The sequence below is a fragment of the Streptomyces sp. NPDC051018 genome (assembly GCF_044456085.1).
In the GTDB taxonomy this organism is placed as follows: Bacteria; Actinomycetota; Actinomycetes; order Streptomycetales; family Streptomycetaceae; genus Streptomyces.
Map to the genome: position 1 here is coordinate 555,659 of NZ_JBITFN010000003.1, position 19,202 is coordinate 574,860.

Genomic DNA, 19,202 nt, shown 5'->3' on the forward strand with positions numbered 1-19,202 from the left:
CGGTCCGCGCACCGCGCGCGGACCGGGAGGAAACGTCCGTCCGAGGAAAGAGAGTCAGCAATGCCCTATGTCGAGGTGAAACTGCCGATCGCGGCGCCGGTCGAGGCGGCATGGCGGGCCGTGACCCGTCTGGAGGACTACGCGGACTACATGGACAACGTCGAGTCCGTGACCGTGCACGGGGAGTCGGGCGGCAAGCGGGTCAGCGAGTGGTCCGTACTGCTCAAGGGATCCGTACTGGAGTGGGTGGAGGAGGACGAGCTGGACGAGGAGACCCGCACCATGCGGTTCGACCAGACCTCCGGTGACCTGGACCGGTTCACGGGCTACTGGCGGGTGGAGCCTGCGGACGACGGGACGTCCCTCGTCATCTTCTGTGTGGACTTCGAGATCGGCATCCCGCTGCTGGCGGACATGCTCAATCCGGTCGCCACCAAGGCACTGCGGGAGAACTCCGAGCAGATGCTCCGGGCGATCGAGAAGCGGCTCGTGGTCTCGTGACGCCGCCCGCTCGCACCCTCGTCACCGGTGCCACCGGAGCGGTGGGCAGCGCCGTCCTGCGCAGACTGGCGGACGCGGGACACGATGTGTACGGGGTGAGCAGCCGAGGAGGGTCCGCGCCCCGGCAGTTCGCCTGGCGGATCGGTGCCGAGGAGCCGCCGCGGGAACTGCGCGGACCGTGGGACCTGGTGGTGCACTGCGCCGCGAACACCCGCTGGAATCTGTCGGCCAGGCGTGCGGAGCGGGACAACGTCGCCCCGCTGCGGGCCCTGCTGGACCGCACCGGCCCGCGGACGCACTTCATCCATATGTCCTCGTCGTACGCCATCGGGCTGACCGGGAGTGTGGAGCCCACGGAGGTGGAGGCGTACCGCAACACCTACGAGTGGTCCAAGGCCACCGCCGAGCGGCTGCTCACCGCCGAGCGTCCGGACGTGGACATCGTGCGCTTCCCCATCGTGATGGGGGCACGGCCCGACGGCGCGTTGGAGCGCTACAGCGGCTTCTTCTGGCTGGCGTCGGCCCTGTGCACCGGTGCCGTTCCGGCGCTGGTCGGCGAGGAGAAGGCGTATCTGGATCTGGTCAGCACCGATGATGTCGCCGGGTATGTCGGGGAGCTGGCCGCGGGGGGCGCGCCCGCCGCGCCGAGGCTGTCGGTCCTGGGAGGGGGCGACGGCGCCCTCCAGGTCGGAGAGACGTTCGACATCGCCCTGGACGCCCTCAACACCTGGCGGGCCGAGCGCGGGGTGGGGCCGCTCCTGCGGCTGCCGTTCGTGGGAACCGAGCAGTGGAACAGGTTCTATCTGCCGTTCGCGCAGGAGTATCTGGACCGTGCCCAGCTGCTGCGGGTCACGGCCTTCCAGGCGTACCAGAGCTATCTGTCCATGACCGAGCCCTTCGAGGCCACCCACCAGGTGGGGGACATCACCTCGACGCTCTACCGCTCCGTCCGGCGCTGGGCGGATCTCCATCCGGAGACCGCCACCAGGATCCCCCAGCCCTGGCGGCCGTGACGGAGGGCGGGCGGCGACAGGGGAGGGGGGTGCGGGCATCGGTCGGGCAGAAGACCGTGTGAGAGCGGACCGCCCCGGAGAGGACGGCGGCACGGTGAGGGGTGGTGAACAGGGTGACCGTCGCACAAGCGGAACTCCAGAGCGCGTTCCGCGCGGCCATGGCCGGTGTGTGCACACCCGTGTGTGTGGTCACCACCGTCGACCGGGGCCGGCCGCACGGGACCACCGTCAGCGCGGTCGCGTCGCTGTCGATGAGCCCGCCGATGGTGCTGGTGGCCCTGGACCGCGGCTCCGGGCTGCTGTCGCTCGTACGGCACACGGGCCGCTTCGGGCTCAATGTCCTGGCGAGCGGCCAGTCCGACCTCGCCCTGCGGTTCGCCCGCAAGGACGCGGACAGATTCGCCGGTACGACCTGGTCCGCCGAGCCGGGCTCGGCACGCCTCGCGGGCATCGCGGCGTGGGTCCGCTGCGAGGTGGCGGAGCTGGTCGGCGGAGGGGACCACATCATCGTCCTCGGCTCCGTGGTCGACGCGACCTCTACCGACGTCGCGCCGCTGACCTATCACGCGCGGACGTTCGGCACCCATCAGCGGACCGAGGAGGGGTTCGGCCGACGGGCGCTGTGATGGTGAGACCGGTCACATCGTGCGGTCGAGCGGGTTCGGAAGCCCACGGGAGACCGCGGCAGACCACGTGGTGGGCCGTCTGTACGGCCGGGGGCACCCGGCCGTCATCCAGGACAGGAGACAGGACACCGCCCGCCCCCGGAGGGGACGGGCGGTGTCCTGCGCGGCCCTAGAGGCTCCGGGCCTCGGCCGGATCCGCTTCGGCCCTGGGACCCGGCTTGGTCTTGACGAACTTCAGCCCGATGACACAGGCGATGATGCCGCCGAGGAAAAGGATCTTCAGGGCGGAGGTGGACTCCTCGCCCGTGATCATGGCGTACATCACCGTGAGCGCGGCACCGATGCCGATCCACACCGAGTACGCCACGCTGATCGGGATCCTGATCATCGCCCAGCCCAGTCCGGCCATGCTCAGGGCCAGGCCGACGAAGAACACCACGGTGGGCACGGGCTTGCTCAGCCCGTCGGACAGACCGAGCGCCGTCGCCCACACCGCCTCGAAGACGGAACTGATGAGAAGAATCGCCCAGGGCATCAGCTGACCGCCTTCAGTCCGACGACGCATCCGATGAGTCCGACCAGCAGGAACACCCGGGCCAGGGTGGCCCGTTCCTGTCCGGTCACGATCGCCCAGGTGGCGGTGAGTACGGCCCCGATGCCCACCCAGACCGCGTACGCGGTTCCCGTGGGAAGGGACTTCATGGCGAACGCGAGGCCCGCCATGCTTCCCGTCAGCGCCACGGCGAAGACGACGGATGGAACGAGACGCTTGAAGTTCTTGGACGCCGACAGCGCGGTGGCCCAGACGGCCTCCAGCACTCCGGACGCGATGAGAATGGCCCACGCCATGACAGAACCGACCTCCGAATGGCCAGTCTTGTCGCTGAGCGGGTACTGATCCGTCGTCCGCAGATCCCTCCGGGACCTCACTATCTGTATAGCACACAAAGATCGTGCGGCGAGGTGCCGTTCGTCCCGGAGCACGCGCGGAGGCCCGGAATGTGACCCACGCCTCACCGAGTTGACGCCCCCGGCTGCCATTGCGACCGCGGGGACCGCGGTGATGTTCCGCCCGGCCCGGGGCCATGCGGTGGGTCGCCCTCGTACGCGACGGACGCATGTGACTCGGCCAACAGCGCCAGGTGTGTGACAGGGATCACCGGCCGGGCGGGAGGGTGGCACCACGGCACGGGCGACCGCGGTGTCCGCCGGCGGGTTACGGCGGCTCCCCGGCCGCGGATGACAGCGGCCGGGAACGGGTCCGCGCCACGGGGCCTGCTCCCCCGCGTGCGCCTTGCGGAGTCCGCCGGGGTCGAACACGGTCATCGCGAGCATGGCCCGCCGCGCGCGGGCCGCCTTCCCGGGGTCAGGACCACCCGTCAGGGAGGGCAGCTCCGCCGGGACGACCGACCTGCCACGACACCCCGAACCGGGACTTCCTCGCACGCGCGCCCCGGGCGTTCTCGACCGGAGTTCCGCGTCCCCTGTTCCGCGCACCCCGTCCCGCCCGCACGGCAGCGGCTCTCATCGTGCAGGGCACACACCGAGGGGATCCGTCACCCGGACGGACCGGAGAGGTTCCGTACCTGGGCGTCGTAGTCCGCGAGCAGCCGTTCCAGCTGCCGCAGGGCATCGGCCGGGATCTCCGGCGGCGCGGACTCCACGACATACCGGGCCGCCGCGGTGAGGGCGGCCAGTTCATAGGCGTGGAAGGTGGCGCGCAGCACCATCGGGCGGATTCTCTCCAGTTCCATCGCTGCTCCGGGGCCGGTCACGCGGCCTTGGCGCGCACGTAGTCGGCGATCTGCGCGAGTTCGGCCGAGAACTGGTCGTAATCCTCCTGCATACCGTTGAGGTACGCGCTCCAGCCGAGGCTGGCCTTGGCGTAGTGGACGGCTTCCTGGATCTCCTCGTCCGTCGCGCCGAACAGCTTCGCCGCCTCGGTGTGGAAGAGGGTGCAGTAGCGGCACTTCGTCTCCGCGTGGAGTCCGACGCCGATGAGTTCCTTGTACTTGTTGGGAATCAGAGTCTCCCCGAGTTCGATCCGCTTGAAGATCTCCCATTCGGGGCCCAGCAGTTCGGTGGGTATCCGGGTGAAGAAGTGCGGGACGAGACCCAGCGTCTCCTTGATGTCGGCCTCGATCTCACCGCGGTTGACCGTGGTGGTCATGACGGCTCCCTTCTGTGACGACACACAGGACCCGCGTACACCCGGTTCCGGGCCTCATCGGGCCCTCGTCCCCAGCGTAGACCCGATTCCCGGGGCCGACAGCGCCGTCACCGTCAGCGATGACGGCTCTCATACGGTCATCCCTTTCGCGACGTCACGGTTACCAGACGGCGAGACCCGTCTGGAAGGGATACAGACCTAGAAGGGATACAGCGAGAGCGCGCCGTTCTTGTCGTCCGTCGCCAGGGTCCGGTGAACCGTGTTCGTGGCGATGGAGGGGAACATCACCGCGTCGGGGACGCTGGAGTGCCCCAGCCCGATGAGGTGTCCGATCTCATGGAGCGCCACCGACTCCACATCATGGGCGTTCGACACCGCCCCGATCGACCAGAAGTGCTCGCCGTTGTCGAAGTGCAGCGGCTGGGGAAGTCCCGGGACCAGTGTCTCGCACTTGGGCGGCAGATCGGCGTGCGCGATGGCGACCCCGGTCATGTCGTAGTCCTCCTCCACCGTGGAACGCCAGCCCACCATGATGTCGGGGCTGTCGGTGGGCAGGATCTCCAGGAACGTCAGCGGTGTATGGAACTCCCAGGTCTCAAAGGCGCTCCGGACTGCTCCGAACTCGTCGTCCCCGGGGATGTCGGAGGTCCCGGCGTCGAACGCGTACGTCAGGTCCCTGCGATCCCACGCGCACACCGCCGAGAAGGCGACGCTCGACACCGGGTCCGGCATTCCGCACCGGGGCTCGGACATCCGGTCGCGCGTCGGTTCGTCGAAGTCGCCGGTGACCGGCAGTGCGTTCTGCTTCTGGTACCTCTTGAGAGCCGATGACACCCGCGCGTCGAGTTCGCCACGGGCGGTGTGTCCGCGGTCCAGATAGCCGAAGCGCTCAAGGAAGCCCTCGACCCGCTCGAAGCCCGGGTCGCTCAGGCCCTTCTCCAGTGTGCGAACAGCCTTGATGTCAGAGGATTCTGCTTGGGTTTTCTCATGCATCGCCCTGACCTCCGGGTGAGTTCCTTCATCGTGGTCCCGGACCCGAGCGGCATCCGGTGGTCGCCGCTCGGGGACCAGCCGGTCGTGCGTGACGCATCGTCGGCGCACGGCGGATTCCGCGGCATCTCGGCCGCATGAACCTCCCTTTCACGTTACTGCGCGCCGCCCGGCCACACCATGTGAACGGTCATCCGGCACGCCGGCGCCCGCCGGGACGCGCCCACCTCCCCGGTCGCACCCGCACCAGGGCCGGCAGTCGGCCCGGGGACGCGGGCGGAACGTCCTCAAGTACCGGATCCCCCGGGGCAGCTCGGCCCAGGGAGCGGACCACCACGCCGAGGACCTGGTCCACCGGACAGGGCCCGCGGCGCCGGGAGTCGTCGCCCACGCTGTCGCCGACCACCGCGAGATGGCCCGCCGGTACCGGGCCGCCACCGAACGGCTCACCCGCCAGCGCCACGGCCCGCTTGATGAACCACTCGGTGGCCGTCAGATCCCCGGAGACCGGTGGCCTGTCCCGCCAGGAGGTGTACGGATCGGGGCAGGCGACCACCACGATGTCGTCGCGCCGCAGCCCGCGCGCGCCGCGTCGGATCAGCACCCGGTCGCCGTCGGACAGGGTGGGCAGCATGCTCCCCCCGCGCACGGTCACGGCCACGTAGCGGCGCCGTGCCCGCCACGCGGCGAGGGCGGCGGCGCCCGTAGGGACCAGGGCGGCGGGCAGGACCAGGGACCACCTCATGCGGTCCGGCCGTCCCGCAGCTGGACCACCCGGTCGCAGCGGGCCACGACGTCCGGGTCGTGGGTGGCCAGCACCACGGTCGTGCTGTGCCGTTCCCGCAGTCCGGTCAGCAGATCGAGGACTTCCTCACCGGCCCGGGAGTCCAGGTTGCCCGTCGGCTCGTCGGCGAGGATCAGCCGGGGGTCGCCGATCAGGGCGCGGGCGACGGCCACCCGCTGCTGCTGGCCGCCCGACAGCTTGGAGGGAAGGAACTCCGCCCGGTCCTCCAGCCCCACCGAGGCCAGCAGTTCCCGTGCCCTGGCCCGCCGGTCGAAGTCCACCCGGTACGGCAGCACGGGCGCGATGACGTTGTCCAGCGCAGTGAGCGCGGGCAGCAGATGGAACCCCTGGAAGACGAATCCCACCCGGCGCCGGTACGCCGCGAGTTCCGCCCGTCTCATCGCGGTGACGCGCTGCCCGCCCACGTCGATCGTGCCCGAGTCGGGCTGCTCCAACGCCCCCAGGAGGTACAGCAGAGTGGATTTGCCCGAGCCCGAGGGGCCGGTCAGGGCGACCGTCTCGCCCTCCTCGATCACCAGGTCCACCTTGTCGCAGGCACGTACCTGGGTCCCGGACCCCCCGGCGTACGTCTTGCACAGACCGCTGATCTCGACCAGGGGCCCGGGCCGGCCCTCAGGGTCCCGCCGGTCCCTGTGCGGCTCCGTGACGTCCACGGGGTCACTCACACCGCCACCTCCTCGTCCTCGGTGTACCCGGATGCCTGAAGTGTGAAGAGCCGTGCGTACTCGCCGCCCAGAGCGATGAGTTCACCGTGGCTGCCGCACTCGCTGATTCTCCCGTCCGCCAGGACCACGATGCGGTCGGCGCGGCGTACGGTACCCAGTCGGTGGGAGATCAGCAGACTGGTCGTTCCCGCGCGGTGGGCCCGCAGTCGCTCGTGGAGCCGCTGTTCCGCGGCGGGGTCGAGACCGGCGGTGGGCTCGTCCAGGACGAGCAGATCCCGGCCCTGGCGGAGCATCGCGCGGGCCAGCGCGAGGCGCTGCCACTGACCGCCGGACAGCGCCACTCCCGCCGACGGATCTCCCGTCCCCTCGTCGTCGGCCTCGGGGAAGGTCCGCGACAGCAAGGTGTCGTAACCACGCGGAAGTTCGGCTATGAAGTCGTGGGCGTCGGCGCGGCGCGCCGCGTCGGCGATCCGGTCGGAGTCGTCGAGGTGGCGCAGGTCCCCGATGCCGATGTTGTCCGTCGCCGACAGGTCGTAGGCCACATAGTCCTGGAACACGGCGCCGACCCGGTCGCGCAGCCGCTCCGGATCCATCTCGCGGATGTCCACACCGTCCCACCGCACGGTGCCCCGTGTCGGGTCGTACAGTCGGCAGACCAGCTTGACCAGGGTGGACTTACCCGCGCCGTTGAGGCCGACGAGAGCGATCGACTCGCCCCGGGTGATCGTCAGGCTCACGCCGCGCAGCACCCATGGGCCGTCCTCCCGGTAGCGGAACCAGACGTCGTCCAGTTCGACGCGGTCCGTGAGCGGCGCCACGGGCGCCGGGTCGGGTCGCACCGGAAGATCGGCGGGGAGGCCGTTGACCTCCACATAGTGACGGATCGTCAACAGGCTGTGGTAGCCGCCGGTGATGTGGGAGATCCCAGCGGCCAGCGCCCCCTGCACCCCGGTGGCCGCGGCGAGGAACGCGGCTACGTCCCCGGCACCGAACCGCCCCGACAGCGCGCCGTGGACCGTCCACGCCAGCCCGCCCGTGGCGATGAGCGCGCCGAGGAGGGCGGGCGGCGACTGGAGGGCGAGCACCCGCCGGTCGTGCCGTTCCTCCGCCGCGTTGATGGCACGCGTCTCGGCGTCCATCCGGCCGAGCAGGAAGTTCCCGGCGCCGAACAGACGCACCTCCTTGACCGCGGCGACGTCCAGCATCAGTCTCTGGTAGAAGAGCTGGCGCCGGTTGCGGGGGCTGATCGTCCACGCCAGCCCGGCCTCCCGCCGGGCGAGGGAGACCTGGACCAGCAGTACGGGCACCGCCGCCGCGATCGTCACGACCGTCAGCCACGGGCTGATCGCGGAGAGCACGGCGACCATGCCCGTCAGCGCGATGGCCTGCTGGACCAGGCCGAACATCGCGGTGGTGATCTGGCCGGGTGCGCTGGTCGCCGAGTCCTGGGCCAGCCACAGCCGGTCCAGGAACTCCGGATCCTCGAAACGCGACAGGCCGGTGAAGCCGTTCACCTTGCCGTACAGGCGCCGCTGGGCCAGGTGGGCGATCCCGCGCTGCAGCCGGGCCTGGGTGAAGTGCGCGGCGAGCGGCAGGAGGGACATCAGTGCCGTGATCGTGCCGATGCCCACCGCGAGGGCCGGAGGGGAGAACCCGGCGGTGTCCCGGCCGTACTGGAGCGCGTCGAAGAGCCACTTCGTCACCAGGGTGACGGCGGCGGGCAGCAGCCCTTGCGACACGGTGAGGACGACATGGCAGACGAAGGTGGCCGGACCCGCTCGCCAGGTCAGCTCCAGGGCGGCGAGCGAACCGGTGGCGAACCCGCGTACACCGCCGAGCCGGTGTGCCCCGGTGTCCCTGCCCCCGCTCACGCGGGCAGGCGGTCCAGCACCGGGTTGGTGCCGGCCCGGGCGTAGGTGACGGTGCCCTCCGCGTCGACCAGCACCGTGGTGGGCGTGGCCTGGATCGCGTACAGCGTCGACATTGGACCCGAGGCCTCCTCCCGTACCACCGTCGCGACCCCCGCCAGCGGCGCGGTCATCTCCTCGGCCGCCGTCTCGTCGTCGCCGGCGATCACCACCACCATCTGGGCGGCATCCATCCCGGTGCGCCGGGCGAACTCGGGCAGGTCACCGGCGGCGGTGGCGCAGACGGCACAGTCGGTCGACAGGAACGTGAGCGCGGCTTCCCGGCCGTTCAGGCCGTCCGAGGTCACCGGTGTCCCGTCGGTGGCGACGGCGGTGAAGGCGGGCAGGGGCTCATCCGCCGGGGGGCCCGACTCCAGGGTCCCGTAGGTCCCGAACAGCCGCTTGCGCTCCTGCTCGTGGCGGCGCAGTCGCCGGATGACCGCGAGGACCAGCACCAGGTTCAGCGCCGTGACGATCCCCAGGAGCAGCAATCCTATGGACAGGTAGATCATGCCCACTTCCTTTCCGTCTCAGGACGATTCGGGAGTTCGAGCAGTTCGGGTGGTTCGGGGGTTGCGGGAGTTCCGGGTTCTCGGGGAGTGCGGACGGTGCGGGGCCGGGGACACCGGGTTCCCGGAGCGCGGGAGCCCGGGGAGCCGGCCCGTGTACCGCGCGTCACGGGGTGGCCAGCAGGTCGGCGATGTCGTCGAAGAAGGCCGTCACCACGGTGATCACAGCCGCCGCCACGGAGCAGAGGACGACGGCGGGCGCCGCCGGTGACGTCCCGGACACCGCCCCGGTTCCTGCCAGCCCCAGGACCGCCAGGCCCAGCAGGGGCGTGTTGCGCACGATGTGCCGTCGACCGAGTCGCGCGGCGGGCCGGCCGAAGCAGGCACACGCCACCTCGGCGCGGGAGACGGTGGCCACTACGGCGGCGGCGGTGAACGCCGCGGTGAGTACGACGGCGGCGACGAGCCCGGGCCGTACCGTCTGCGCCGGACCGAGCAGGGCGAGTCCGGTAGTGCCCTCCACCGCGATCAGGGCGACGGCCGAGGGACCGGCCGAACGGCGGGCGCCGGGGCCGATACGGCGCAGGAGGCCGTCGAGCATGGCCCAGGTCTCCTCGAAGGACCGCGCCTTGGCGACCGCGGACACCAGAAGGACCCCGGCGAGCGCGAGCCGTGCCGTGAGCACTGCGTACGTCATCCTCACTCCTCCGCCAGCAGCCGGGCCGGGGACCCGCGCCGCTGGATCAGTACGGGCACCAGACCGGCCGCCCCCGACAGCACCGTGCCCCCGACGACGACCACAGCGGCCGGGACGAGCAGCGCGCCCACCCCGCCGCCGGGCGCCAGCCACAGCGCGGCGGCCCCGCCGAGCAGCGTCCCGGCGACCGCGCCCAGCAGACCGATCAACATCCCCTCCAGCAGCACCAGCCGGGCCGTCACAGCCTCGCCCCAGCCGACCGCCCGCAGCAGGGCGAACTCGGACGCGCGGTCCTCCACCCCGAGGTACATCACATCGCCCACCGCCACCGTGGACAGCAGCACCATCGTCACGACCGCGGCGATGTCGGTGGACCGCACCTGCACCGAGATGGTCTCGCCCAGCAGTGAACCGGCGAGGGTCCCCCGGAAGGTGGAGGTCGCGGCAATGAGCAGCAGGGTCGCGGCGGCCGCGGCGGCGACGGCGGCGGCGCCCAGCAGTCCCCGGCCCCGGGCGCGTACGGCACCGGCCAGTGCCATGCCCGTCACCCCGGCGAACATCCGGGTCCGGCGTCCGGTGGAGACGGCGGGGCGCAGCGCGGTGACGGGCTGGACGCGGGCGGCCAGCCACGCGGGGACCGCCCCGCTGACCAGCGCCACGGCCAGCGCGACCGGGACGGCGAGCAGCGCCCGTACGACCGGTACGTCGATGCCGAGGGCGAGGCCCGCCGCCCGGGCCGCGGCCGTGCCGAGCAGCCCGGCGACGGTTCCCAGCAGCAGCAGTTCGCCGAGGACTATGGCGAACAGCTGCCGTCGGCGCCAGCCCACGGCGGCGAGCAGCCCCAGCTCCTGGCGGCGTGAACGGACCGAGGCCGCCGCCGCGTTGGCGACGAACAGCGTGCACACCACCAGGACCAGCACCAGCAGGAGCAGCGACTTGGCGTCGGACGCCTCGACGATCCGGGCGGCGACGTTCTTCTTGCTCCACCACTCGGTGAGTCTGAGTTCGGGGCGTCCGTTCTCCCCGGCGGGCAGGGCCACGGTCCGCGCCTCGGGGGAGGAACCGAGGACGATGTCCACATGCAGCCCGGTGCGTTCCCGGATCTCCTCGGCGGCCACCCGCACCCGCTCCCGGGAGACCTCGTCGGCCCCGGTCACCCCGGCGACCCTCACCCGGATCGCGGAGACCGGCGCGACGGTCTGCCGGTGGGTGGACAGATGGTTGTACTCCGCGAGCCACCGGACCGACTCCATCGAGACGAGCATGAGAGGTGGCTGCTGGACGTACGCGGTGGGGGAGGACGCGGGCCGCAGCGCGCCGCCGCCCAGGAGCTTGCGGGAACGCTCGTCCGCGCCGGAGAGGGCCGGTTCGCCGTAGGTGCCGAGGGGCAGCCGGGTGGTGGAGTCGAACTCGGGCAGCCGCCCGGGATCGAAGGTGCCGACGATCTCGGGGAGGACGGTTCCCCCCGACACGTTCCGGTTCGCCGGCAGGATCCCGCGGAACCACGCGTCCTGTCCGTCGAGCGGCAGAAGTGTCCCGGATCGTGCGGGGCGTTCGACGCGGCGGGGCCGCAGGGTGCCGTCGGCCGCTCGGTCGTAGGTCACCGGGCCGGTGGCGGTGAACGCGCCCGTGCCGATGTCGCTGACCTTGCCGACGGGGTACTCGTGGTACCGGGTCCCGGCGTCGTACTGCTTGCGCAGCAGGGGGCGGTCCTCACCCTGGCGGGTGAGGGTCAGCGAGAGCGTGAGGTCTCCGGCGGTGCGTTCCGAGCGGAGCATCTGCATGGCCGAGGCCGGGTCGTCCGCCGGCCGGTCGCGCAGACGGGCCGGGGCCCTTGAGGCGAGATAGTCGCCCTTGGTCACCGCCGCGTCGAGCCCGAACAGCTCGGACTCGGCCTCGGGGTCGACCCCCGCGACGAGGTATGACACGGGGAAGTTGACGGCCACCCAGGTGAGCGGCCCCTCCGCCGGCTGCTCGATCCCGTCGGGCAGCCCTTTGTAGGTGATCCCGGCCCAGCTCAGACAGTTCACGCTCGCGACGAGACGGGTGGTGTTCTCCTCCGGCCGCGCGGTGCTCTTGCACACCTCGCGGCGCTGCCCGGAGGGGAGGATCTCGAAGTGGCGGTAGGTCTGATGGAATTCGGCGACGCCGGCGGTGGCGTGCTGCCGGCTCACCTCGGGGCCGGGGCGGGCCTCCAGGCGGTAGGGGGTGATGAAGACCGTGCGTCGCTGCTGCCTGGTGGACGACAGCGCCCGGTCGTAGTGCCAGGTCCGGTCCAGCCCGAAGGTCCCCCGGGTGCCCTTGGGCACGAGTTGTGCGAGGTCGACGAGGATCGCACCGGCCTCCGGCTGGTGCCCGAGGACGGCGAGCGGCGCGGCGACGTCCACGCCCGGGACGCGCCGTACGGTGTCGACCTGGTCGACGGTGATGCCGCCGTAGATGTCCGAGAGCGAGTTGGGGCGGATCAGTCCTTCGGCCTTCTCCAGTTCCTGCGCCGCGTTCCCGGGGCGGACGAGGATGTCGTAGGCGCCGCGGTTCTTGGAGACGGTGCCGGTGACGGTGAGCCTGCTGGACTCCGTGGTGGCCGTCAGCACGACGAACGCGGACACCGCCACCAGGATCCCGGTGAGGAGGGCCGTGGACCTGGCCCGGTGAAGCGTCAGATGGAGCCGCATCAGACGGAACACGGGCCCTCCTCGTTCGGGGTCGCGGTCAGCGGCCGGGAGAGCAGGTGGTGAGACCGCAGTTCCTCCAGGGACCGCAGTACGGAGCGGGGCACGCGCTGCCGCCCACGTAACAACACCGCTTGTGCAGCCGGTTGGCTATGCAGGTGGTCTGGATGTAGGAGGTCTGGCAACCGGATGAGCACTGGCCGTGACACGGGTCTTCGGCGGCCCACGCCTCGGTCTCGGGAGCCAGTCCGCTCAGCAGGATGTCGCCGAGTCGGGTCAGGAACTTCACAGGTTCGCCTCTTCTCGTCGGTCGGTGCACTGTGGCGGTCCCGGGGGCCCGGTTCCCCTTGGTCACGCGTCGTCCGGGCCCGGAGCCGAACCGGTGCCCGGAGGGCCGGGCCGGATCGGGCCGCACCGGGCTCTCGGCATCCGGGACGGTGTGTCCGCCCTGAATGCGCATTGGAGTAGACCATTCAGTCCAGGTGATCACAAGGGCCGATCGGCAATGTGACCGAAACATGCGGACCGGTTGTGATCAGCCACGCGCCGGGCACGGCTCACCAGCCGTCCGCGAACGCCTCTTCGATCCACCGTGCGTCAGTGACGTAACGGCGGTCATGCCCTTCGGCGATGTGTCCGCTGAAGGCCGGATGGCCTGCCGCGTCGGGTTCGCGCGTCCAACGCACCGGCGCCCTCAGACGCTCTGCCGCGACGGTGGGCAGCCTGGCCCGCTCTTCGCGGGAGAGCCCGTACGCACCGGCGGACAGACGGATGCGGCGCAGCGCCTCGGGCACCGGCAGAGTGAGATCGCGCGGCCGCCGGAAGCGCCCCGGCGGAACGGGGAGGGTCCGGCTTCCGGTTCCCGGTGGTCGTTCCCGACTCCCCCACCGACGGGTCCGGACGGGAGACGACCGTGGCGGCCCCGGGGCGCGGGCGGGCCGCCGGTGTCACGCGGTCATACGCCGGCGGACGGCTCGGGCGGCTCCCGCCGGGTACGCGGGCCCTCCGCCCCTTCCTGGATCCGGTGCCGCCGCCAATCGCGCGGGGTGACCCCGTAGGCCGCCCGGAACCGGCGGGTGAAGTGGCTGGGGCTGCTGAATCCGCAGCGGGCCGCCACGGCCGCCACGGGCAGTCCGGCGAACCTCGGGGACGCGAGCAGACGGCATGCCGCCTCCAGCCGCTCGGCGATCACCCACTGCTCCAGGCTGATCCCCGCCTGGCCGAGAACCACGTACAACTGGCGCAGGGACACGGCGTGTTCCCTGGCGATCCGCTCCGGAGTGAGCCCGGGATCGGTCAGATGGCGGCGTACGTACGCCATGATCCGGACGGTCAGGGAGTCGTCCATGGCCGACCGGACCCGCAGATCCCCCTCGTCGTGGGCCGCGGAGAGCAGCAGGGCCCGTACGAGTTCGGTCGTGGCGTTCGCCAGGGCGGCTCCACCGGGGTCCCGTTCCAGATGGGTTGGGTCGCTCCAGAGGGCCCGCAGGTGTCCCAGGACCAGACCGTGCAGGGGGCTGGCCCGCAGTCGCAGGGAAGCCCGCACGACGGTTTCCACCGGCACCCCGAGGAGTTCCATGTCGACGGTGATGGCCTGCGAGGCTCCAGGTCCGGACCAGCCGTAGCGTCGGGGGGACAGTTCGTGGAAGACGCCGATGTCGTCCGGGCCCAGGGTGTAGCGCGCCCCGCCGTTCTCCGCGCGGTGGACGCCCGCGGTCTGGAGCGATACCGACACGACAGGGCTCTCGCGATGCCACCGCACATGCCTGGCCGTCCGCCGGACCTCGAATCCCGTGCTGCGTACGTCCACGAGGTCCAGCCCGCCCAGCCGCCACGCCTCGAACCGGGCGCGCAGCCCCGTCCCGGGCTCCTCGTGGACGACGTCGTTCGGAACGGACCCGTCCGTCAGTACATGGTGGAACGCCTCCACCCGCTCTCCCGGCTCGACGCTGTCGAGGTCCAGCAACAGCACGGAATCCCGCCTTCCCCGTTGTGTCCGGCACCGGTCCGCTCCCTTGTCCGCGGGGCCGCAAGCCTGCCCCGGCCGGACCCTGCGCACAAGGGCAAGTCTCCTGCACCCACGGGCCACCCGAACCGCGCCCGCACGTCTAGGTTTCCGAATCGCCCCCTCCGTCCCGTAAGGGGGCGGAGGCCGGAGGCAGCCACGGTGAGAGGCCGGACACCGTCACCTCCCTGATCCGTGATGCCGTCCGTTCGGTGTGAACCCGCCCCGCCGTACCGAGGAGTTCTCCATGACCACCCCCTCGTCCGACGCCTCCCTCGACCGCGACCTCGGGCAGATCGAACGGGCCAACGCCACCGGCCGGGTCCCCGCCGTCTTCATCCACGGCCTGTGGCTGCTGCCGACCAGCTGGGACCGGTGGGCCGCCGTCTTCGAACAGGCCGGTTTCGCCCCGGTCACTCCCGGCTGGCCCGACGATCCCGGGACCGTCGCGGAGGCCAACGCCCACCCCGAGGTCTTCGCGGGCAAGAGCGTCGGCCAGGTCGCCGACCACTTCTGCGACCTGATAGGCAAACTGGACCGCGAGCCCGTGGTGATCGGCCACTCCTTCGGCGGCCTGATCACCCAGATATCCGCCGGACGCGGGCTGTCCCGGGCGTCGGTCGCCATCGACCCCGCTCCGTTCCGCGGTGTGCTGCCCCTGCCGCTGTCCTCCCTGCGTGCCGCGAGCGCCGTCCTCGGCAACCCGGCGAACTACCACCGGGCCGTACCGCTCACCTATGAGCAGTTCAGGTACGCGTTCGCCAACGCCGTCGGCGAGGACGAGGCACGGGAGCTGTACAAGACCTTCGCCGTCCCGGCGTCCGGCGAGCCGCTGTTCCAGGCCGCGGCGGCCAACATCAACCCGTGGACCGAGGTGAAGGTCGACACCCTCTCCGCCGACCGCGGTCCTCTGCTCATCATCTCGGGCGAGCACGACCGTACCGTGCCCTGGGCCATCGCCAACGCCTCCTACAAGAAGCAGGTGCGGAACGCCCACGCGGTCACCGAGATCACCGAGATCCCCGGCCGTGGCCATGCCCTCACCATCGACCACGGCTGGCGTGAGGTCGCCGACACCGCGCTCGCCTTCGTCCGGAGGTTCGTCGATCCCGGCGCCCGGCCCTGACTCGCCCCGGGCCCGGACCCGGTCCTGTCCCGGCGGGCCGCCACGCCACCGGGCACGTGACGGCCCTGGACGCGCGACGGCCTTCGGGCCCGCACCGCCGCCTGCCCGACTGCCCGGGCGATGGAACGGGCCCGCCGTGTCGGGTCCGGCCGCCTCACCCGTCCAGGGCGCGGCGCAGGACCGCGCCGAGTTCGGCGAGCTGCCGCTGCGAGACATCGGCGGACAGGATCGCCTGCGACCCGTGGAAGGTGCCGGGCCACTGGTGCAGTTCGACCGGCACACGCGCCTGGAGGAGGCGCAGCGCGTAGGTGATGCCCTCGTCGCGGAGAGGGTCGAACTCGGCGGTGGAGATATAGGCGGGCGGCAGGCCGGCCAGGTCGGCGGCCCGGGCCGGGGCGGCGTACGGTGTGGGTGGCCGGGAGCCCAGATAGTGCCGCCACACCGCGGTGATCGTTTCGCGGTCGTGCAAGGGCGTGTCGGTGAAGTTCCGCTGCGACCATGTCTCCTGCCGGTCGTCGAGCGCGGGCTGGTTGAGCAACTGGAAGCGGATCGTGGGGCCCTGCTGGTCGCGGGTACGCAGCGCCACCGCCGCAGCGAGCCCCGCGCCGGCACTGTGCCCTCCGACCGCGATCCTCTCCCGGTCGACGCCGAGTTCGTCCGCGTGCTCGGCCGTCCAGGCCAGCACGGCGCAGACGTCGTCCAGAGCGGCCGGGAACCTGTGCTCCGGGGACCGGCGGTAGTCCACCGAGATCACCGTCGCACGCGAGACGGCCGCGAGCCGGGCGGACCAGTGACGCTCGGTGTCCAGATCGCCCATGACCCAGCCGCCGCCGCGCAGCCAGACGATGGCGCCCCGCGCTCCGCCGGGCCGGTACATCCGCACCGGCACATCAGGATCAGCTGGCACCGTGAGGTCCTCGACCTCCATTCCTGAGGTGTCCGGCGCGGGAATCGAGGCGGCGCGCTCGGCGAAGTTCCTGCGGCTGGTCGCCGGATCGCTCAGGTCTTCTCGGGGGAGCAGGGGGACGAATGCTTCGAGTTCGGGATCCATGAGGCTCATCCTCACGGTCCTCACCCTGGAGTTCAGCCGCCACTCGTCGCGGGAACCGCCCTGACGACGCACCGGCCGGCGCACCCCGTCCTTCTATTCTTGCGGCATGGAGGCACTGGCCGTACGGCTCGCGGGTCTGGATTCATACGCCGAGGGCGCGATCCGTATCGTCGCGTTCTACGACACGCTGATCCGCCGGCGCGTGGACATCGTGGCGCTCGCCCGCTCCTCGGCGGGGCTGGCCGGGTGTGTGGCCGGGATCCGGCTCACCGGCACGGGACGGACGATTCGCATCTCACCGGACGGCAGACAGGCGTCCGCCCCGCCGTCACCCGCGTCCACCAGGGCACCCATCACCCTCGACGAGGAGGAGATCGGGACGGTGTGGCTGGAACGCCCCGGCCCGCCCGTCCCGCTCGACGACGTGGTGCTGGAGAGGCTGGCCATCGCCGCCGCTGCGGTCGTCGAGAGGTACGGCCCGGCCCGTACCACCATGGCCGACCCCGCCCTCGTCGAACTGGCCGTCAGCTCCGGCGGTGATGAGGCGGCCAGGGCCCGGGCACTGCGGCTTCTGGGCTTCGCCGCCCATCTGCCGGTCCACGTCGTCGCCGTACGCTCAGGGCTGCCACTCGATCGTATCGGCGGTCTGATCTGCCCGGCCCGCCCCGTGAAGGCGGCCTCGCTCTCCGACGTGGGCGTCATCCTGGCCACCACCGTGGACCCGCTCCGTTTCCCGGCGGGTGTACGCGCGGGCATCGGTGCCTCCGACAGCCCGGGCCGGTCCTGGCGCCACGCCCGCACCGCCCTCCGTTTCACCGGCCCGCACCGGCCGGTCGTCCACTACGACGACCTGGGGGCGCTGGCCCTCCTCGCCCAGGTGCCCCGGGAAGCCGCGAACGGCAATGCCGACGTGGCCGCCGTCGCCCGCCTCGCCGCATCCCCGGAATGCCTGGAGACCCTGGACGCCTACTGCGCCACGGGCTCCGTCCGCCGGGCCGCCGAACTCCTCCATCTGCACCACAGCAGCGTCTCCCGCCGGCTCGAACAGATCGCGAAGGCATGGGGCATCGAACTCACCGAACCCACCGGGCTGGTACGGGCCAGGCTCGCCCTCACCGTATGGCGGCTGTTCGAGGACGAGCTAGAGTTCGTGAAGGCCAGACAAGCCCTCGAAGGATGACCGATGGACCCTGCTATCGCCAGAGCGATCACCCTCGAAGTCGGACACCCGGTACCGTTCCGGGACGAGGAACTCGACAGTATCGTGAACTTGGCGGTCCAACATGCCCGTGGCATCTCCGGGCTCGAGCGCTGCGGGTCGCTGCGAATCCTGATCCTGTCCGGCCACGGCATCAGCACGATCCCAAACCTGGGCGGATTCCCCGCCCTCAGGAGCCTCACAGTCTGCGACAGCGACGTCCGTGGCATCGGAGCGGTCAGCACGGCACCCTCGCTGCGCGTACTGAACTTGATGCGCAACCTCGTCGCGGACATCTCGCTCACCCTGGAGTGCGCGGAGCTGAGCTTGCTCGACGTCAGGGGCAATCCGCTGTCGGACATGTCGTACCGGGAAGTCATCCCCGAACTGCGGAACAAGGGTGTGAACGTGCAAGCTTCAGAAGAACGGGTATGGGCCCTCACCCGCGCGCTGCACGCAGCGGGACTCCCGTTCTGCTACTACCGATACGAAGATCACCACCGTCTGTCCCGTCCGGGCCTGACTCGCACCGCCGTCCCAGAGTGCGGCCACATCAGAATCACCCCCCAAGAACTGGAAAACCTGCTGGCCACCAACCCCAGCGACATCGAAGCCCTCTTCAACGACCCATCCCGCGTCTCGGGCAAGCTCTGAGTGGAGCGTTCTGCGAGCTTCCATCCGAGATCAGCTGGGGCCCGTGTCGGAAGCGAATGGTGCCGACGGGGCAAGGGTGAACGGACTGGGTTCCTCCTCGGTGAGGATGGCGCAGCCGACCAGGCACTTCAGTTTGGCACGCGCATGCCTTCGGTGCGCCGGTGCCCAGCGCCTGGCAGAGGTTCACGGTCCGGAGTCCTTCGGTGCTCTGCTCGAGCAGAGCCAGGATCTCGCGGTAGCCGGGCGGGAGGCGCGGATCGCGGAGCGGCTGTCCGAGGCGGTCACGCCCGAGGTGCGGGTGATCGACGACGTGTCGTTCCCCAAGTGCGGCACGGCGTCGGTCGGGGTCGCCCGCCAGTACTGCGGCGCCGTCGGGAAACGGGCGAACTGCCAGGTTTCAGCCGTACGGCACGTCGGGAGGCGGCCCGCCGCTGCCGGGGCGGGCGGTGGTCAGCCGTTCGGTGTGGGACGGTCTTCAGGTTCCGCGGTGTCGGGTGGGGGTGGTGGTGTGGGGAGGTTGGCGGCGCGGCGGCCGAGTGCGGCGGGTTGGCCGTGGACTTCGGGGTGGAGGTAGCGGCCTTTCTCCTCGGGGGTCTTCTCCCGGTCTCCGGCG

The 19,202-nt window shown here is 71.2% G+C and carries 21 protein-coding genes, 1 pseudogene and 1 riboswitch; of the genes and pseudogenes, 7 read left to right on the plus strand and 15 right to left on the minus strand.

Annotated elements, in window-relative coordinates:
• Positions 1-60 precede the first annotated feature (60 nt).
• The 3 genes from ACIBCM_RS08770 (at position 61) to ACIBCM_RS08780 (ending at position 2,140) form a co-directional block, all read left to right on the plus strand.
• Positions 61-501, plus strand: a complete 441-nt coding sequence (locus ACIBCM_RS08770) for a type II toxin-antitoxin system RatA family toxin (RefSeq protein ID WP_399241240.1) — start codon at positions 61-63, stop codon at positions 499-501.
• Positions 498-1,514, plus strand: a complete 1,017-nt coding sequence (locus ACIBCM_RS08775) for an SDR family oxidoreductase (RefSeq protein ID WP_399241241.1) — start codon at positions 498-500, stop codon at positions 1,512-1,514. The genes ACIBCM_RS08770 and ACIBCM_RS08775 overlap by 4 nt, the downstream gene beginning before the upstream one ends.
• Before the next feature lie 113 nt (positions 1,515-1,627).
• Positions 1,628-2,140 carry a flavin reductase family protein gene (locus ACIBCM_RS08780; RefSeq protein WP_399241242.1) on the plus strand — a complete coding sequence of 171 codons (513 nt, stop codon included), beginning with the start codon at positions 1,628-1,630 and terminating at the stop codon, positions 2,138-2,140.
• A gap of 169 nt (positions 2,141-2,309) precedes the next feature.
• On the opposite strand, the gene ACIBCM_RS08785 is transcribed toward ACIBCM_RS08780, so the two are convergent.
• The 14 genes from ACIBCM_RS08785 to ACIBCM_RS08850 all read right to left on the minus strand — a co-directional run bounded on the left by ACIBCM_RS08785 (position 2,310) and on the right by ACIBCM_RS08850 (position 14,527).
• Positions 2,310-2,675, minus strand: coding sequence for a DMT family transporter (locus tag ACIBCM_RS08785; RefSeq protein WP_399241243.1), 366 nt, complete (start codon positions 2,673-2,675; stop codon positions 2,310-2,312).
• Positions 2,675-2,989 (minus strand): DMT family transporter, encoded by a 315-nt coding sequence (locus ACIBCM_RS08790; RefSeq protein WP_399241244.1) that lies wholly within the window; start codon positions 2,987-2,989, stop codon positions 2,675-2,677. The genes ACIBCM_RS08785 and ACIBCM_RS08790 overlap by 1 nt, the downstream gene beginning before the upstream one ends.
• Before the next feature lie 17 nt (positions 2,990-3,006).
• Positions 3,007-3,070: riboswitch (guanidine-III (ykkC-III) riboswitch) on the minus strand.
• Between the two features lie 626 nt (positions 3,071-3,696).
• On the minus strand, positions 3,697-3,894 hold the full coding sequence (locus ACIBCM_RS08795) for a hypothetical protein (RefSeq protein ID WP_399241245.1): 198 nt from the start codon (positions 3,892-3,894) through the stop codon (positions 3,697-3,699).
• Positions 3,895-3,911: 17 nt separating this feature from the next.
• Positions 3,912-4,310 (minus strand): carboxymuconolactone decarboxylase family protein, encoded by a 399-nt coding sequence (locus ACIBCM_RS08800; RefSeq protein ID WP_399241246.1) that lies wholly within the window; start codon positions 4,308-4,310, stop codon positions 3,912-3,914.
• Positions 4,311-4,508: 198 nt separating this feature from the next.
• The gene (locus tag ACIBCM_RS08805; RefSeq protein WP_399241247.1) at positions 4,509-5,303 is read right to left on the minus strand and encodes a matrixin family metalloprotease; all 795 of its coding nucleotides are present in this window, start codon (positions 5,301-5,303) and stop codon (positions 4,509-4,511) included.
• Positions 5,304-5,490: 187 nt separating this feature from the next.
• A complete protein-coding gene (locus tag ACIBCM_RS08810; protein ID WP_399241248.1) occupies positions 5,491-6,045 on the minus strand; it encodes a S24/S26 family peptidase in 555 nt (184 codons plus the stop codon).
• On the minus strand, positions 6,042-6,770 hold the full coding sequence (locus tag ACIBCM_RS08815) for an ABC transporter ATP-binding protein (protein WP_399241249.1): 729 nt from the start codon (positions 6,768-6,770) through the stop codon (positions 6,042-6,044). The genes ACIBCM_RS08810 and ACIBCM_RS08815 overlap by 4 nt, the downstream gene beginning before the upstream one ends.
• Positions 6,767-8,641: an ABC transporter ATP-binding protein gene (locus ACIBCM_RS08820; RefSeq protein ID WP_399241250.1), complete on the minus strand. Its 1,875-nt coding sequence runs from the start codon at positions 8,639-8,641 to the stop codon at positions 6,767-6,769. Before ACIBCM_RS08820 ends, ACIBCM_RS08815 begins: the two co-directional genes overlap by 4 nt.
• The gene (locus ACIBCM_RS08825; RefSeq protein ID WP_399241251.1) at positions 8,638-9,189 is read right to left on the minus strand and encodes a TlpA family protein disulfide reductase; all 552 of its coding nucleotides are present in this window, start codon (positions 9,187-9,189) and stop codon (positions 8,638-8,640) included. Before ACIBCM_RS08825 ends, ACIBCM_RS08820 begins: the two co-directional genes overlap by 4 nt.
• 163 nt (positions 9,190-9,352) lie before the next feature.
• Entirely contained in the window at positions 9,353-9,883 is a 531-nt protein-coding gene (locus tag ACIBCM_RS08830) for a MauE/DoxX family redox-associated membrane protein (RefSeq protein WP_399241252.1), read from the minus strand.
• Between the two features lie 2 nt (positions 9,884-9,885).
• Positions 9,886-12,570 carry an FtsX-like permease family protein gene (locus ACIBCM_RS08835; protein ID WP_399241253.1) on the minus strand — a complete coding sequence of 895 codons (2,685 nt, stop codon included), beginning with the start codon at positions 12,568-12,570 and terminating at the stop codon, positions 9,886-9,888.
• Between the two features lie 25 nt (positions 12,571-12,595).
• Positions 12,596-12,844: a hypothetical protein gene (locus ACIBCM_RS08840; protein WP_399241254.1), complete on the minus strand. Its 249-nt coding sequence runs from the start codon at positions 12,842-12,844 to the stop codon at positions 12,596-12,598.
• 268 nt (positions 12,845-13,112) lie between these two features.
• The gene (locus ACIBCM_RS08845) at positions 13,113-13,349 is read right to left on the minus strand and encodes a hypothetical protein (RefSeq protein ID WP_399241255.1); all 237 of its coding nucleotides are present in this window, start codon (positions 13,347-13,349) and stop codon (positions 13,113-13,115) included.
• A 161-nt stretch (positions 13,350-13,510) separates the two neighbouring features.
• Positions 13,511-14,527 carry a helix-turn-helix domain-containing protein gene (locus tag ACIBCM_RS08850; protein WP_399241256.1) on the minus strand — a complete coding sequence of 339 codons (1,017 nt, stop codon included), beginning with the start codon at positions 14,525-14,527 and terminating at the stop codon, positions 13,511-13,513.
• Between the two features lie 280 nt (positions 14,528-14,807).
• Between ACIBCM_RS08850 and ACIBCM_RS08855 the strand changes: the two genes are divergently transcribed.
• Positions 14,808-15,686 carry an alpha/beta hydrolase gene (locus ACIBCM_RS08855; RefSeq protein WP_399241257.1) on the plus strand — a complete coding sequence of 293 codons (879 nt, stop codon included), beginning with the start codon at positions 14,808-14,810 and terminating at the stop codon, positions 15,684-15,686.
• Between the two features lie 154 nt (positions 15,687-15,840).
• Here ACIBCM_RS08855 and ACIBCM_RS08860 read toward each other — a convergent pair whose 3' ends face one another.
• Positions 15,841-16,737 carry an alpha/beta hydrolase gene (locus ACIBCM_RS08860; RefSeq protein WP_399241287.1) on the minus strand — a complete coding sequence of 299 codons (897 nt, stop codon included), beginning with the start codon at positions 16,735-16,737 and terminating at the stop codon, positions 15,841-15,843.
• A 106-nt stretch (positions 16,738-16,843) separates the two neighbouring features.
• Between ACIBCM_RS08860 and ACIBCM_RS08865 the strand changes: the two genes are divergently transcribed.
• The 3 genes and pseudogenes from ACIBCM_RS08865 to ACIBCM_RS08875 form a co-directional block, all read left to right on the plus strand.
• Positions 16,844-17,917 carry a PucR family transcriptional regulator gene (locus ACIBCM_RS08865; protein ID WP_399241258.1) on the plus strand — a complete coding sequence of 358 codons (1,074 nt, stop codon included), beginning with the start codon at positions 16,844-16,846 and terminating at the stop codon, positions 17,915-17,917.
• Positions 17,918-17,920: 3 nt separating this feature from the next.
• Positions 17,921-18,589 (plus strand): hypothetical protein, encoded by a 669-nt coding sequence (locus ACIBCM_RS08870; protein WP_399241259.1) that lies wholly within the window; start codon positions 17,921-17,923, stop codon positions 18,587-18,589.
• Between the two features lie 106 nt (positions 18,590-18,695).
• Positions 18,696-18,989: pseudogene (locus ACIBCM_RS08875) on the plus strand (transposase); the annotation flags it as partial.
• Between the last annotated feature and the right edge of the window lie 213 nt (positions 18,990-19,202).